Genomic DNA, 15639 nt, shown 5'->3' on the forward strand with positions numbered 1-15639 from the left:
GCGCGGCGCGCGGAATCAGGAGAATCAGGATTGGCCGATGGTGAGGGTCTTCTGCATCAGGCTCTTGGCGGTGTTCAGCACCTCGACGTTGGCCTGGTACGACCGCGACGCCGCGATCATGTTGACCGTCTCGGCCACCGGGTCGACGTTGGGCATGCTGACGTAGCCCTGGGCGTCGGCCAGCGGATGCTTGGGGTCGTAGACCATCTTGAGCGGCGACTGGTCCACCACCACGCCCGCCACCCGCACGCCACCGATCTCCCGGCCCAGCGCCTGGCCGGCCGGCGGGTTGACCTGGAACACTACCTGGCGGGCCCGGTACGGCTGGCCGTCGGGGCCGACCACGCTGTCGGCGTTGGCCATGTTGCTGGCCGCCACGTTCATGCGCTGCGACTGCGCGCTCAGCGCCGAACCGGCGATATCGAAAATACTCAACAAGGACATTGCCTGCAGTTCCCTATGAAAATCAATCCTGGATGGCGGACATCATGGAGCGGATGCGCCCCGACAGCAGTTGCATCGTGCTCTGGTAGTGCAAGGTGTTATCAGCGAACTGCACGCGCTCGACGTCCATGTCGACCGTGTTGCCGTCCAGGCTGGGCTGATACGGCAGGCGATACAGCATCTGGGTGGGGCCTTCGGATACGGCCTTGGCCGGGATGTGGCGCGCCGAGGTCAGCGTCAGCGACGTGTCGGGCAGGCGCATGGAGCCTTCGATGGCGTTCTGCATCGCCGCCTTGAAATCGAAATCGCGCGCCTTGTAGTTAGGCGTGTCGGCATTGGCGATGTTGGAGGACAGCACTTCCTGGCGCTGCGCGCGCAGCGCCAGTGACTGCTGGAAGAAGCGGAAATCTTCATTAAGCCGGTCTAACATCGGATCGCCTTCAGTACGGATGAAACCCGGGACGACGGACACACCGCTATCCCATTGGATGACGGCATCATAGGGTTCGGCGGCACAACACAATCAACCAAATAACCCATCATTTCTCATCCAATTCACGTATTGCCGAGTGGCGCGGGCTTCTACAATCCAGTCATCATGAAATGCCTCGCTACCCACCGCGCGCGCGCCGCCTGCCTGGCCGCCCTGCTGCTGCCCCCCGTCGGGGCGGCTTGGGCGCAGGACACCCCGACGCAGGCGCCTGAAGCCATCATCGCCGCCGCGCAGACATATCTGCTGGAACAACTGGCCGCCCTGCCCGGCCAGCCTTCGGTGGCGATCGACCCGCCGCGGGTCGAGCGGCTGGCGCCCTGCGATGTCATGTCCCCATTTATGCCGTCCGGCATGAGACTGCGCTCGCGCATGACCGTGGGCGTGCGCTGCAACGCCCCCAAGGCCTGGACCACCTACCTGCAGGCCACGGTCAGCGTGCCGGGCCACTACTATGTTGCGTCGCGCATGATCGCGGCTGGCCAGGCGCTCACCCCGGCCGACCTGATCCCGCGCGACGGCGATCTGGTGGCCCTGCCGCCGGGCGCGATCACCCGCCCCGAAGCCGTGATCGGCATGACGGCGGCCTACCGCATCCACGCCGGCCAACCGGTCAAGAGTACGGCGCTGCGCAACGCCCAGTCGGTGCTGCGTGGCTCGAATGTGCGCATTAACGCCCGTGGCAACGGCTTCGTGGTCAGCAGCGAAGGACAGGCCCTGGACAACGCGGCGCCCGGCGCCACCGTGCAGGTCCGCACCGCCAGCGGCCAGGTGGTGAGCGGCGTGGTGCGTAACGCCGGTCTGGTCGAAATACAACTTTAGGTCATGTTACATATCGCGTTGCGGCAACCGCCCGTCTGCCCTAAAGTTCTTTCCGGCCCTGTCGTTACAGAGGCATAAGTAGGCGGACCCGTCGCAAACCGACCCAGGACGCCCTGCGGAGAAAACCTTGAAAATCAATTCGACCACCAACCGGCCCATCTCGCCCGACGCCGTCAGTCCTCGCGCCGAGTCCGCGGTCGCTCAGGCCTACGGCGCCGGCGGCGCCAGCGGCGCCAGCAGCTCGCAAGTCGCGCTGAGTTCGGCTTCGCGCAAAATGCTCGCGCTGCAGGACGGCTCGAACGACATCAACGTCGAGCGTGTCGCCGCCATCCGCGCCGCCATCGCTTCCGGCCAGCTCAAGATCGATACCAGCCGCATCGCCGACGGCCTGATCGCCAGCGCCCGCGACCTGCTGAAGTAATCCGCCGTTTTCGCGACTTTCGCTTCCCGACCCGTTCCCGCATGACCATGAGCCCTGTCGAGTCCCTGCAAGCCTGCCTGAAACAGGAAGACGTCCTGATCACCGAATTCTCTTCCATCCTGGAGGAAGAAACCAAGGTGCTGGTCGGGCCTGGCAACGTCGACGCGCTGCATGACATCACCGAGCGCAAGGGCAGTGTCGCCCGGCAACTGGTCGACCTGAGCAACACCCGCGATGACCTGCTGGCCGAGATCGGCTTGCCCGCCGGCCACGCCGGGACCGAGCAGGCCGCCGTGCTGCATCCGCAATTGTCCGGCGTGTGGCAGGCCCTGCTGTCCAAATCGGCCTCGGCCAACGAGATCAACATGCGCAACGGCGCCCTGATCGACGTGCACCTGCGCTATACCCAGCAATCGCTGGACGCCCTGCGCCAGATCGGCGGCCTGGGCGGCACTTCCACCTATGACGCCCACGGCCGCGGCGCCCGCAGCGCGCCGGGCCGCAAGCCCATCGTCGCCGGCTAGGCCGCCCCGCCCTCCCCACCCGCGCCAACAAAGCAAACAGCCCGCGATACGCGGGCTGTTTGCTTTGTCATGCCGGGGTTTCGCGCCGGCTCCGCTAGACGCCGCCGGCCATCTCCAGCATCGCGAACATCTTCAGCAGTGCCACCGGCAACAGGCGCCCGGACAGCTTGCGCTCGGGGCTGACAACGCCGGCCAGCGTCGCCCGCACGGCATCGGCCGTCGGCGCATGCGCCAGTTGCCAGCAAGCCGCGCCCAATTGGCCGGCCATGAGCGATTGCCGCGCCAGCGTATGCGAGCCGTCGACCGCGGGCAGCGCCTGCCAGGCATTAGCCATGTAGCGGAATCCGGCGCGCGCTTCGTCCTGCAGCACCAACCAGCGCGCCACCGTCGCGGCGTCGGCCTGACTGGCCGCCAGGTTGGTCAAACCGAACAACTGACCGGCGACCTGGCCACTGACCGTGTCGATCAGGCGCGCGCATACCAGCCGCAGCCGGGCCTCATCGCCGCGCCCGGGCAGACCGATCTCGGTGCCCGAGGCCCACAGGGCCAGCGGCGCCGGCCGGGAGCCGGGCACCGCGCGCAAGCCCGGCATGTCGCCCGGCTGGCCGACCGGCAGATAGCCGACGCTCTTGCCGACCGCATTCAGGTTGGTCGGGCAATCATCCTGGATGACACGCATGCCGCCCGGACTGCGCGCCACCCACGATACGCCCTGCTCGCTGAGACTTTGCCACAGCGCCGAGGTGCCGGCCTCCAGCATGTGCACGGCTGGCACGCCCGACAACTGCTGCCCCAGCCAGCGCACCCGTTCCTCCAGCGCCAGCGCCGTATCCGGCTGGGCCGCGGCGGCCGGGGCGAACGAGGACAGCATGCCGTGCGGCAACACCAGTTGCTGCGCCGGCGCGGCCAGGGCCGCGCCGCGATCGCTCATCAGCACCGCGCTGAGCAGCGTGCCGCCCGGCAGCGCCTCGCCCTTCATGCTGGTCTTGCCATGCATCACCAGCAGATTGCGGCTGCAGGCGCGGGAAAATTCACGCCGCACCATCGCCAGCGGCGTCTCGCCCAACGCCGCCAGGCTCGAACCGGCGCCGTCGCTGACATACTCGCGCCACGAGGCGCGCGCCTGCACGCTGGCCGGATCGGTATCGAGCCAGCCCAGGGTGTCATCCAGATTCTGCGCGGCCTCGATCGAGCCGGCGCCGCCTTGCGGGCGCAGGATGGCCGAGGCCAGCAGCTGGCGACGGCGGGCCGGGTCGGCCGCCTCGGCTTCGCGCGGTGTCGACCACAAGGACGCCATGTCGGCCTCGCTCGGCGAGTACAGGGCGCGGGCGCGCTCCACCATGGCGAAGGCGCGATCGATCAGCGCATCGGCGCGCGCCAGCTCCAGATGCTCCGGCACCTTCTGGCCAATCGACGAATAATGAATCGGCAGCCGATGGCGGATCGCCGTGTCCAGCGCCGCCCCCAGGCGCGAGGCCTCGTCGAGCTTGGTGATGATGCAGCCGGCCACATCTTCGCCCACGCCGTTGCGATAGGCGTGCGCCACTTCGTCCAGCGTATCGCCCTGGCTGGCGGCATTGAGCACCAGCAGCCGGCGCACCGGCTTGCCGGCGTTGCACAGCATTGCGGCCTGCTCGGCGACCTGGCGGTCGCGCTGGCTGATGCCGGTAGTGTCGATCAGCACGATCTTGCGGTTGCCCAGCTCCCCCAGGATGCGGCGCAGCTCGCCGGCATCGCGCACCGAGTGCGCCGGCACGCCCATCAGGCGGCCGTAGATCTGCAACTGCTCGAGCGCCCCGATCCGGAAATTATCGGTGGTCAGCATCGCCACCTGCTCGCGCCCCTCGCGGGCCACGCAACGCGCCGCCAGCTTGGCCAGCGTGGTGGTCTTGCCGACACCAGTGGGGCCGACCAGCGCATACACGCCGCCGCCCAGGAATTCATCTTCCGAGCCCAGCACCGGCAGATGCGTGACCAGTTCATTGCGGGCCCAGGCCAGCGCCGCGTCGGACGTGATGCCTGCCGGCATGCGCTCGACCAGTGTGCGGACCAGCTTGGTGCTGAAGCCCGCATCCAGCAGGCTGCGGAACAATGCCGCGCCCGCCGGTTCGCGCCCAGGCCCCTGGCGCCCGCCCCAGAGCAGGCCGTCCATGCGGCTTTCGAGCGCGCCACGCAAGGCGCTGATGGCGTCCTGCAGCCCGGCCGCGGCATCCCCGGGCAATGCTGCCGGCGGCACCACCGGACCATTGCGCAACGGCGCATCGGGCATGCGCGCCATCGTCGGCGCCGCCGGCGCCAGTTCGCGTGCCGGCGGCAAGGCCGGCATTTCCATGCGTACGGGCGCTGCCGGCGCGGCGGGCGCAGCCACGGCCGCCGCCACGCCCATGGGCGGCGGCGCCACCGCCGGCGCCGGGCTGGCCGCGGGCGGCGCCGGGCGAACGGCGGGCTCGACCAGCGCCTCATGCGCCGGCGTGGCCGGCGCGGCGTAGGCCGACTGATAGGCGGCAATGGAGCGCGACGGCACGGCATAGGCCGGCGGCGGCGTCATGGGCGGCGGCGAGGCCGGCTGCGCGGCGGTGCCACCGTCATAATGCGGCGCGACGCCCGCGCCATGAGCCGGTCGCGGCGCGGGCGCTCCATAGGCAGGCTGCGGCGCCGCCTGCGCCTCGTGCGCCAGCGGTGCGCGGGGCGCCTGCGCGTGACCGTCGGCATAGGCACGCGGCGCGTGCTCCTGCGCATGCCCGGGCGCGTCGTCGAACGCGCCATCGACCGTGGCCAGCACCTCGATACCCCCATCCACGCTGCGGTTCGACACGATCAGCGCGTCCGGACCGAGTATCTGGCGCACCTGGCGCATGACCTCGCGGCTATTGGCTCCAAAGAAGCGGCTTATTTTCATTGACCATTACCTCCGCCGATGAGGGCGGTCACGCGGACCATGCGCTCATCCGGAATCTCCGTATTCGACAACACCCCCAACTGCGGCAGATGGTGGCGCAGGAAGCGCGACAGCGGCGCGCGCAGCACCGGCGACACCAGCAGCACCGGGGCATTGCCCTGCGACTCCTGGCGCTCGACCGCCGCCTGGGTTTCGCGCAGCAGTGTATCCGCCAGACCCGGTTCCAGACCGCCGCTAGTGGTCAGCGCCTGCGACAGCACCCGCTCGAGTTTGACGTCCAGGCCGATCACGCGCAGCTCGCCCTCGCCCGGGAACCATTGCTGGGTGATGGCGCGGCCCAGCGAACGGCGGGTCAGCGCGATCAGTTCGTTGATATCGGGCTGGCCGCCAGTGCCGGCCGCCAGCGCCGCCAGACGCGGGCCGTGTTCGGACAGCGTATCGATGATGGTGCGCATGTCGCGGATCGGCACTTCCTCGGCCAGCAAGCCCTGCAGCACCTTCTGCAGCGCGGTGAGCGACAGCGTCTTGGGCACCAGGTCCTCGACCAGCTTGGGCGCGTCGCGGCCGATGCGGTCCAGCAACTGCTGCACTTCCTGGCGGCCGAGCAGGTTGGAACCATGGCGGTGCATCAGGTGGTTCAGGTGGGTCGCCACCACGGTGCCGGCATCGACCACGGTGTAGCCCACCACCTGGGCCTGGTCGCGCAGGCTGCCGTCGATCCACAGCGCCGGCAGGCCAAAGGCCGGATCGGTGGTGGGCGTGCCCTTGATCTGCATGGTCACGCCGCCCGGATCGATCGCCAGCCACTGCCCCGGCATGGCCACCCCGTGGCCGATCTCCACGCCCGACAAGAGGATGCGGTAGTCGTTGGGCTTGAGCTCCAGGTTGTCGCGGATGTGCACCACCGGCGGCAGGAAGCCGACGTCCTGGGCGAATTTCTTGCGCAGGCTCCGGATGCGGTGCAGCAGCTCGCCGTTCTGGGCATGGTCGACCAGCGGAATCAGGCGGTAGCCGACCTCCAGGCCTAGCTGGTCCACCATCGACACGTCGTCCCAGCTGGCTTCGGCGGCGGCGGCCTGCGCCTGCGTCACAGCCTGCTGCGGCGCCTCGGCGGCGGCCTCCTCGGCCGCCTTGCGCCGCTGGAGCATGGCCCAGCCGCCCCAGGCCAGGGCGCCGGCCAGGGTCAGAAAGGCCACGTGCGGCATGTTCGGGATCAGGCCCATGATGCCAATGATGCCGGCCGTCAGGAACATCACACTGGGATTGGAGAACAGCTGGCTGATGATCTGCTGGCCGATGTCCTGGTCGGTCGACACGCGCGACACCACCACGCCGGCGGCGGTCGAGATCACCAGCGCCGGGATCTGCGCCACCAGGCCGTCGCCGATGGTCAGCAGCGTATAGACGCGAGCCGATTCGCTCATCGACATATCGTGCTGGGCCACGCCCACGATCAGGCCGCCGATGACGTTGATCACCATGATCAGCAGGCCGGCGATGGCGTCACCGCGCACGAATTTGCTGGCGCCGTCCATCGAGCCGAAGAAGTCGGATTCCTGCGACACCTCGGCGCGGCGCTTGCGGGCCTCGTCCTCGCCGATCAGGCCGGCATTCAGGTCGGCGTCGATGGCCATCTGCTTGCCCGGCATTGCGTCCAGGGTGAAGCGCGCGCCGACTTCGGCGATGCGCCCCGCGCCCTTGGTGATGACGATGAAGTTGATGATGGTCAGGATGACGAAGACGATGATGCCGACGGCGAAGTTGCCGCCCACCAGGAAGTGGCCGAAGGCCTCGATCACCTTGCCCGCGGCGTCCGGACCGCTGTGGCCGTTCAGCAGCACCACGCGGGTCGAGGCGACGTTCAGCGACAGGCGCAGCAGCGTGGCGAACAGCAGCACCGCCGGGAATGCGGCGAAATCCAGCGGCTTGCGGGTGAACATGGCCACCAGCAGGATCATCACCGACAGCGCGATGTTGAAGGTGAACAGCAGGTCGAGCAGGAAAGTGGGCAGCGGCAGCACCATCATGCCCAGCACCATCACGATCAGGATGGGGCCGGCCAGCAGGCGCGCATGCGTGCCTCCAGTGCTTTTCAACATGGTGAGCAGAGCGCTCATTCCTTAAACTCCTTGTGCTGCGGATTTGGCCTGCGGGTCCAGCTCGGCCGGCACGGCCAGGGAGGTGGGCGCCGAGGGTTCGGCGCCCCATCCCGAGCGCCACGAGCGCAACTGGAAGACCCACGCCAGCACTTCCGCGACGGCGGTATATAGCTCGGCCGGGATTTCGTGCCCCAGCTCGACGTGTTGATACAAGGCGCGCGCCAGCGGCGGCGCCTCAAGGGTGGGAATGCGGTGTTCGGCGGCCAGCTCGCGGATCTTGGCGGCAACCAGCCCGGTGCCCTTGGCCAGCACCCGCGGCGCGCCGTTCCTGTCTTCCTCGTACTTCAGCGCAACGGCGTAGTGGGTCGGGTTGGTCACCACCACGTCGGCCTTGGGAACCTCGGACATCATGCGCCGGCGCGCCGCCTGGCGCTGCTGCTGGCGGATGCGGGCCTTGGTGTGCGGATCCCCTTCGCTTTCCTTGTGCTCCTGGCGCACGTCTTCCTTGGACATGCGCAATTTCTTCAGATGGCTCCAGATCTGCCACGGCACGTCCAGCAGCACCACGATCAGCAGCGAGGCGACGATGAAGGCGCAGCACATCGCCACCAGGCTCAAAGCCTTGGTCAGCGCCGCCGACGGCGCCACGTGCATCAGGCTGAGCATGTCGTCGTGATAGCGCCACAGCACCCACACCGCGACCCCGCCCACCAGCAGGGCCTTGGCCAGCGCCTTGATCAGTTCGACCACGGTCTGCGACGAGAACATGCGCTTGAGCCCGGCGAACAGGCTCAGCTTCGAGAAATTCGGCGACAACGGCTTGCCGGAGATGACGATCCCGCCCAGCAACACGCTGGACAGCACCGCGACCACCGCCAGCAGGCCGAAGATCGGCAACACCACCAGCAGCGCGTGGCCAAAGCCATCGACGGCCTGCTCGACCATGACGCCCGGATCGGACACCACGCGCTGGTCGAACGCCAAGCCATTGCGCAGCACGCCGTTCAGTCCCTGATAAATCGAAGCCCCGGTGGCCCAGATCGTCCCGACCCCGACGGCCAGCATCATGAACGTGCCCAGCTCCCGGGAACGCGCAATCTGCCCCTCCTCGCGCGCCTTTTCCAGGCGCCTGGGAGAGGCGGCTTCGGTTTTCTCGAGGTCGCTTTCTTCGGCCATGCTCTGCGGTGTCGTTGCGGCTCGCGGATTGACGGATTACGAGCTGCCCGCCGAGATTCTAGGAGGCATGGCCATTTGGCGATAAGCCAAGAAACGGGGGGAAAGCGGCGCTATTCCCGGATGCGCCCGTGCCCTGCCGGCCACCGGCATGCCCGGGAGCGGCCGCCAGGGCCGGCCGGCGCGCCCGCCGGCTGAGGGGCCGCCGCCCCGCCCCGCGGTCTTTCACCCTGCCACGGCCGCCGTCCTGGCAGCCTGTCCGGCGTCCTCAAGCGCGGCCTGGAAACGCACATAGTCCAGGCCGATACGCACCGCGCCCCAGTGCTCGCCATCCAGGAACAACGGCACGGAAATGTCATTGACGATCTCGCCGGTGTCCCGCGAATAGGTCTGGAACAGCAGGGTTTCGGTGTTCGCGGCCAGGCGCGCGCCCACCGGGTCGTCGAAAATCCGCTTGTGGCGCACCCGCGCGATGTCCTGCGCCGGGTCGCCGCTGGGCGCATGTGAATACCGGCTGTTGTGCGCCGGGGCGTAGCCACGCGCGTCCACCAGCAGCGCATAACTGCCGCCCGGCACCGCCGCCAGCACACCGTCCAGCAGCCGCGTCAGGGACTCGTCAATGGCCCGGTCGTAGGCCGTGTGATAGCGCGGCGGCTCGCTGCCCGCGATGCGCTGGTAATGGCGGTCGAACACGTCCAGGCCGCGCGCGCGGGCATGCCCCAGCAGCCGCGCCGCCGCCGCACGGAAGGCCTCCAGCGTCTCCGACAGCCGGTCGAACGCGGTATTGCCGGTGCGCATGTCCGACAGAACCTCCTGCACGCTCTCGGTCTGGCGCCGGATGCGGTCGATCTCGCCCGACATGCTGGCCACCCGTTCGCGCACGTCGGCGCTGAGCGCCGCGATCCGGCTCACGTCCTGGCTCATGCCGTGGTTGGTGGCATCGACTTCGCCGATCGCCTGCACCACTTCGCCCACCTGGCGGTTCATGCTGTCGAAATCCCGCACAAAATGCTGGAAATCCTGGCGGGTCTTGTCCAATACCGCGCCGGAGGCGTCCACGTCCTCGCGCAATGTTCCCGTCTGTCGCTGGGTCGAATCGACCAGTTCCAGCATCTCGCCGGTATGGCGGCCGATGTCGCTGGTGGCGGCATTGACCCGCTCGGCCAGCCGGCCGACCTCGCTGGCGACCACCGCGAACCCGCGCCCCGCATCGCCAGCGCGCGCCGCCTCGACGCCGGCATTCAGCGCCAGCAGTTGCGTCTGCAGTGCGATGTCCTTGATCAGCTTGCTGATGTCGCCCACCGAACGCGCCCGGTCCGTCAACTGGCCCACCACGTCGCTGAAGACCGCCATCTCACGGGTCATGCGATCGACCCGCTCCTTGACCTCGCACAGCTCCGCCAGCGCCTGTTCGGCCGCACGCAGGTTCTGCCCCGACACCTCGGCGATGTCGCGCACGTGGGTCGACGTGGAAGCGGACAGCGCCGCGATCTGGGCGCCACTGGCCGCCAGCGCCTCGGCCGCGCGCGCCTGCTCCTGCGCCATCTGCGCGCAACGCCCGGCCTGGAACTGGGTACGGGCCGCGTTCAGGGCGATTTCGATGCTGGATTGCCGCACCGTGGCGATGCGGCCACGGATACCCGCCAGGAAGCGGTAAAGCGGCCAGGCGGCCGGGCTGAGGGACAAGGGGCGTTCGGACAACGTCGCGCGGCCGCGATTGAGCCGGCGCAGCAAACCCCAGATGCCTCCGAATCGGAATACGGATCTGGCCAAGATAGCACCTCCTTGTGCGGCCCGGATCGCCTTCTGCGGGCATCCGTTGCCTTGGGCGCGTGGCCGCGCCCTGTCTCCTGCTGCTGGCCCCGATTCTTATTGTTGCAGTCTACCCAAGGGCAGGCTTTCACACCCTTAGGGAATACGACCATGCCCGGCGGCCGGGCATGGTCGCGTGCGATTGCCGCCGGTTCAAAAGCCCAGGCTGGCGAGCAGGTCGTCGACCTGATCCTGGCTGGTGACCACGTCGGCCTTGCCCTGCGGACTGACCTGCGGACCATTGAGCAGGCTGTTGGCTTCGTCGCGGCGTTCCTGCGGCACGTTGTCCAGCAGCACCTGCAGCAGTTCGCGCTCGATCGCGCCGACCACATCCATCATGCGCATGATGACCTGGCCGGTGAGATCCTGGAAGTCCTGCGCCATGATGATTTCCATCAGCTTGGACTGGGTCTGCTGCGTCTGCTTGGGCACATCCTGCAGGAACGCGCGCGTATCCTTGACCAGCTCGCGGGCCTCAGGCAATTCCAGCGGCTGGTCGTACCATTGCTGCCAGCGGCTATCCAGCGCCTGGGCCGAGCGCGACATGCCGTCCTGGATCGGGCCGGCGGCCTCGGTCGCGTTCAGCACGCGATTGGCGGCCTGTTCGGTCATCTGGGCCACGTAGCGCAGGCGGTCGCGGGCATCGGGGATGGCGTTGGCCGCATCCTTGATCGCCTGGTCCAGCCCCAGCTCACGCATGCTGTCGCGCAGCATGCGCGTCAGCGAGGCGATGCGGTGAATCAGGTCAGGCGAATCAGTCGGGTCTTCATTCTGCGTCGAACTCATTGCACACCTCAGCCGCCGAGTTTTTCGAAGATCTTGACCAGCTTCTCTTCCAGCGTCGCCGCGGTAAAGGGCTTGACCACGTAGCCATTGGCGCCGGCCTGGGCCGCCGCCACGATGTTCTCTTTCTTGGCCTCGGCGGTCACCATCAATACCGGCAGCGAGGCCAGGCTGGCGTCGGCGCGGATCTGCTTGAGCATTTCCAGGCCGTCCAGGTTGGGCATGTTCCAGTCGGACACGACGAACTGGAAGCCGCCGTTGCGCAACTTCTCCAGCCCGATCGCGCCGTCTTCGGCTTCATCCACGTTCTCGAAACCCAACTCCTTGAGCAGGTTGCGGATGATCCGCCGCATGGTGGGGAAATCATCCACCACCAGAATCTTGATGCCCTTGTCTACCATCTTTTACTCCAGAAGAAATTTGCTTGGGACCGATCGGGACGACATCCGCGTCAAACGCGGTGTCCCCGGTCGCCCAGGCGAGTCAGAATGCGCTCACTCATCGCCGACAGCGGCACCACTTCATCAGCCGCGCCGAGCGCAATGGCCTCCCGGGGCATGCCAAAAACCACGCAACTGGCCTCATCCTGCGCAATGGTATGAGCGCCGGCGCGATGCATGGCCAGCATGCCGGCCGCCCCGTCCTTGCCCATTCCGGTCAGGATGACACCGATGGCGTTCTTGCCCGCCGCCACGGCCGCGGAATTAAACAACACATCCACCGACGGGCGGTGGCGATTGACCGGCTCGCTGGCTTCCAGCTCGATCACGTAGTTGGCGCCGCTGCGGCCCAGGCGCATGTGCATCTCGCCGCCCGGCGCCAGGTACACGTGGCCCGGCAGCACGCGCTCGCCGTGCACGGCCTCGCGCACCGTCACCGCGCACAGGGCATCCAGGCGCTGCGCGAACGAACGCGTGAAGCCAGCCGGCATGTGCTGCGTGATCAGGATCGCCGGGCTGTCCGGCGGCAAAGGCTGCAACACTTCACGAATGGCTTCCGTGCCGCCCGTGGAGGCGCCTACGATCACCAGCTTTTCCGAGCTCGCCAGCGGCCGGCGCAACATCGGCGCCGGCGCCGCCGGCGGCGCATGCGGGCTGGGCGCGCGCAACTTGGCACGCGAGGCGGCGCGGATCTTGTCGGCGATGATCTCGGTGTATTCCAACAGACCGTCACGAATGCCCAGCTTGGGTTTGGTGACGAAGTCGATGGCGCCCAGTTCCAGCGCGCGCAACGTGATTTCACCGCCCCGCTCGGTCAGCGAAGACACCATCACCACCGGCATCGGCCGCAGGCGCATCAGCTTTTCGAGGAAGTCCAGGCCGTCCATGCGCGGCATTTCCACGTCCAGCGTCAGCACGTCGGGATTGTGCTTTTTGATCAACTCGCGCGCCACCAGCGGATCGGGCGCGGTCGCAACCACTTCCATATCCGGCTGGCTGTTGATGATTTCGGTCATCAGTCCGCGCACCAGCGCGGAATCATCCACACATAAGACTCTGATTTTCTGCATTGTTTATCGCCTCGGTCCGACCGCAAGCTTGCCGCGAGGGCCCGCCTAGGCCCTGCCCGCGCATTCGTACACTGTCTGCCCGCGCAGACGGAAATCCCGACTGATATAGGTGAAGTTCTCGGAATGGCCCGCGAACAGCAGGCCGCCCGGCTTGAGCAGCGGCACGAACCGCTCAAGGATCTTCGCCTGGGTCGGCTTATCGAAATAAATCATGACGTTGCGGCAGAAGATCACGTCGAACTTCTCGCTGATCGGCCACGTTGGCGCCAGCAGGTTCAAGGTTTCATACCGCACCATATCGGCGATCTCGGGGCGCACCCTGACCTGCCCGGCGTTGGCGCCGCGGCCTTTCAGGAAGAAGCGCTTGAGCCGGCTTTCTTCCATCTTGGCCACGCGCTCGGCGGGGTAGACCGCGCTGCGCGCCCGGTTCAGTACGTTGGTGTCGATGTCGGTGGCCAGCACCGTGCAGCCGCTGGCGCGCGGGCCCAGGGCTTCGGCCAGCGTGATGGCGATGGAATAGGGTTCCTCGCCGGTGGAAGCCGCACAGCACCAGACCGACACGGGACCGCCCCGCTGCTGCGCGAAGTCCGCCAGGATCGGGAAATGGTGCGATTCTCGGAAAAACGCGGTCAGGTTGGTCGTCAACGCATTGACGAAATCTTCCCATTCCGGCGCATCCGGCTCGTTCTCGAGCTGGTCCAGATAGCTGGCGAAGTCCTGCCGGCCCAGCGCGCGCAGGCGCCGCGCCAGGCGGCTATAGACCATCTCGCGCTTGTGCGCGCCCAGCGAAATGCCGGCACGCGCGTGGATCATCTTGCGGACGCGGGAAAAATCCGCGTCCCGGAAATCGAATTGGCGGTCCACCGGAATGGACGGCGCCATGTTTGCTGCTGTCGCCACTGCCGCCCTCAATGTCCAAGCGCAAGCGCATCAGGCGCTTGCAACCGCGAATCGTCGGCAGCGGGCCGGCCCGAGGACAGGCGCTGAGCCGGCACCTCGATCACTTCGCCGGCATTGATCTTGAACACCGCCACCGCTTCGGCCAGGCGCTGCGCCTGTTCCTGCAGCGAACCGGCCGCGGCCGCCGCCTCTTCCACCAACGCCGCGTTCTGCTGCGTCACTTCGTCCATCTGCGACACCGCGCGGTTGACCTGGTCAATACCGCTGGACTGCTCTTCCGAGGCCGCCGAGATCTCGCCCATGATGTCCGTCACGCGCTTGACCGAGGCCACGATCTCTTGCATCGTCGCGCCCGCGCGCTCGACCTGCTGCGAACCGGCGCCCACCTTGCCCACCGAGTCCTCGATCAGGCCCTTGATTTCCTTGGCCGCCTGCGCGCTGCGCTGCGCCAGCGAGCGCACTTCGCCCGCCACCACCGCGAAACCCTTGCCCTGCTCGCCCGCGCGCGCCGCTTCCACCGCCGCGTTCAGCGCCAGGATGTTGGTCTGGAACGCAATCCCGTCGATCACCGACACGATCTCGGAGATCTTGCGCGAGCTGGCAGAAATGCCCTGCATCGTATTGACCACCTCGGCCACCGCCGAACCGCCGCGCTCAGCCACGTCCGAGGCGCTGGCCGCCAGCTGGTTCGCCTGGCGCGCGTTGTCCGCATTCTGCTTGACCGTCGAGGCCAGCTCTTCCATCGACGCCGCCGTTTCCTCCAGCGAAGCCGCCTGCTGCTCGGTGCGGCTGGACAGGTCGGTATTGCCGGCCGCGATTTCGTGCGAGCCGGTATTGATTTCATCGACGCCACGGCGCACCGTGGCCACCGTGCGCGTCAGGCTTTCCTGCATGCGCTTGAGCGCGGCGAACAACTGGCCGATTTCATTGGTGTTGCGGACCTCGACACGGGCGGTCAGGTCGCCGCCGGCGATGCGGTCGAAATGATGGCCCGCTTCCTTGAGTGGCTGCAGCACGCGGCGGCGCAGGAACACATAGGTCGCGAACACCAGCAGCGCCGCGATCACGCCGCCGGCGCCGACCGCCATCAAGACAAACTGGTAGCGCACCTGGGCCACCTCGAAGGCATCCAGCATCTTGCTGGCGCGCCAGAAATCGAATCCCTCGACGGCACGCGCGAAGCGGCCTTCGAGCGCGTCCTGCACTTTCTGCACCTGGGTCTGGTAGGCCGGCATGTCGGCCTTCTCGAGCGCGGCGGTCAGCGGCAGCACACCCTGCTGTATCAGGATGCCATAGGCATCCTCGACTTCCTTGAGGGACTCGGCCGCCTCGGCCGGCCGCGGCAGCGTCTTGAAATACTCGAATTCGGCCTGCCCTTTGTTCTGGGCCGCTTTGGCGCGCTCCAGCAGGCCCACGGCCTCGGTCGACAGGCCCTGGCTCAAGAGCGTGGGCTGGCCGACGTTGCGCACGATGTCGGCATAATTGGCCGACGCGGTACGTCCCAGCCCATTCAGGGTGTCCTTATAGCTGGAAACGACACGGCCAAGCGCGTCGTTCAATTCCTGCGATTGCTTGATCTCCGCCAGGGTCATGTTGCTGATACGCAACGACAGTACGCCCAGCGCCGCTCCGATCACCAACATGAATGAAAAGAACGCCAGCACCCACAACAGGCTGCTGCGTATCGTCATGTTCGCGAAAAACTTGCGCATCACAAGCACCACTCCCGAATGCAATCGTTAAGGAAAAGCGCCATATCGAT

General features: G+C 67.4%; 14 protein-coding genes. 3 read left to right on the top strand and 11 right to left on the bottom strand.

Features of this window, described 5'->3' with window-relative positions; all coding sequences use genetic code 11:
- Nucleotides 1-24: 24 nt before the first annotated feature.
- On the bottom strand, nucleotides 25-444 hold the full coding sequence (gene flgC / locus K2W61_RS24630) for a flagellar basal body rod protein FlgC (protein ID WP_175135826.1): 420 nt from the start codon (nucleotides 442-444) through the stop codon (nucleotides 25-27).
- 22 nt (nucleotides 445-466) lie between these two features.
- The gene (gene flgB / locus K2W61_RS24635) at nucleotides 467-874 is read right to left on the bottom strand and encodes a flagellar basal body rod protein FlgB (protein WP_175135827.1); all 408 of its coding nucleotides are present in this window, start codon (nucleotides 872-874) and stop codon (nucleotides 467-469) included.
- A 168-nt stretch (nucleotides 875-1042) separates the two neighbouring features.
- Here flgB and flgA point away from each other — a divergent pair, with 168 nt between their 5' ends.
- The 3 genes from flgA to K2W61_RS24650 all read left to right on the top strand — a co-directional run bounded on the left by flgA (nucleotide 1043) and on the right by K2W61_RS24650 (nucleotide 2701).
- Entirely contained in the window at nucleotides 1043-1756 is a 714-nt protein-coding gene (gene flgA / locus K2W61_RS24640; protein ID WP_175141979.1) for a flagellar basal body P-ring formation chaperone FlgA, read from the top strand.
- A 127-nt stretch (nucleotides 1757-1883) separates the two neighbouring features.
- Nucleotides 1884-2177, top strand: a complete 294-nt coding sequence (gene flgM, locus K2W61_RS24645; RefSeq protein ID WP_175135829.1) for a flagellar biosynthesis anti-sigma factor FlgM — start codon at nucleotides 1884-1886, stop codon at nucleotides 2175-2177.
- A gap of 47 nt (nucleotides 2178-2224) precedes the next feature.
- Nucleotides 2225-2701: a flagella synthesis protein FlgN gene (locus K2W61_RS24650; RefSeq protein ID WP_236757081.1), complete on the top strand. Its 477-nt coding sequence runs from the start codon at nucleotides 2225-2227 to the stop codon at nucleotides 2699-2701.
- 94 nt (nucleotides 2702-2795) lie between these two features.
- On the opposite strand, the gene flhF is transcribed toward K2W61_RS24650, so the two are convergent.
- From flhF to K2W61_RS24695, 9 genes are all read right to left on the bottom strand, one after another.
- Entirely contained in the window at nucleotides 2796-5600 is a 2805-nt protein-coding gene (flhF, locus tag K2W61_RS24655) for a flagellar biosynthesis GTPase FlhF (protein ID WP_236756748.1), read from the bottom strand.
- Entirely contained in the window at nucleotides 5597-7717 is a 2121-nt protein-coding gene (gene flhA / locus K2W61_RS24660; protein WP_175135903.1) for a flagellar biosynthesis protein FlhA, read from the bottom strand. The genes flhF and flhA overlap by 4 nt, the downstream gene beginning before the upstream one ends.
- A 3-nt stretch (nucleotides 7718-7720) precedes the next feature.
- Nucleotides 7721-8875, bottom strand: coding sequence for a flagellar biosynthesis protein FlhB (flhB, locus tag K2W61_RS24665; RefSeq protein ID WP_175135904.1), 1155 nt, complete (start codon nucleotides 8873-8875; stop codon nucleotides 7721-7723).
- A 222-nt stretch (nucleotides 8876-9097) separates the two neighbouring features.
- The gene (locus tag K2W61_RS24670; protein ID WP_236756749.1) at nucleotides 9098-10645 is read right to left on the bottom strand and encodes a methyl-accepting chemotaxis protein; all 1548 of its coding nucleotides are present in this window, start codon (nucleotides 10643-10645) and stop codon (nucleotides 9098-9100) included.
- A gap of 192 nt (nucleotides 10646-10837) precedes the next feature.
- Nucleotides 10838-11470 (bottom strand): protein phosphatase CheZ, encoded by a 633-nt coding sequence (cheZ, locus tag K2W61_RS24675; protein ID WP_175135905.1) that lies wholly within the window; start codon nucleotides 11468-11470, stop codon nucleotides 10838-10840.
- Between the two features lie 8 nt (nucleotides 11471-11478).
- On the bottom strand, nucleotides 11479-11868 hold the full coding sequence (gene cheY / locus K2W61_RS24680; protein WP_175135906.1) for a chemotaxis response regulator CheY: 390 nt from the start codon (nucleotides 11866-11868) through the stop codon (nucleotides 11479-11481).
- A gap of 50 nt (nucleotides 11869-11918) precedes the next feature.
- Nucleotides 11919-12977 carry a protein-glutamate methylesterase/protein-glutamine glutaminase gene (locus K2W61_RS24685; protein ID WP_175135907.1) on the bottom strand — a complete coding sequence of 353 codons (1059 nt, stop codon included), beginning with the start codon at nucleotides 12975-12977 and terminating at the stop codon, nucleotides 11919-11921.
- Nucleotides 12978-13022: 45 nt separating this feature from the next.
- On the bottom strand, nucleotides 13023-13859 hold the full coding sequence (locus K2W61_RS24690; protein WP_175135908.1) for a CheR family methyltransferase: 837 nt from the start codon (nucleotides 13857-13859) through the stop codon (nucleotides 13023-13025).
- Nucleotides 13860-13885: 26 nt separating this feature from the next.
- Complete coding sequence (locus K2W61_RS24695; RefSeq protein WP_236756750.1) at nucleotides 13886-15589, bottom strand: methyl-accepting chemotaxis protein; 1704 nt, start codon at nucleotides 15587-15589, stop codon at nucleotides 13886-13888.
- Nucleotides 15590-15639: the final 50 nt, after the last annotated feature.

This window comes from Achromobacter pulmonis, assembly GCF_021733725.1.
GTDB lineage: Bacteria > Pseudomonadota > Gammaproteobacteria > Burkholderiales > Burkholderiaceae_B > Achromobacter > Achromobacter pulmonis.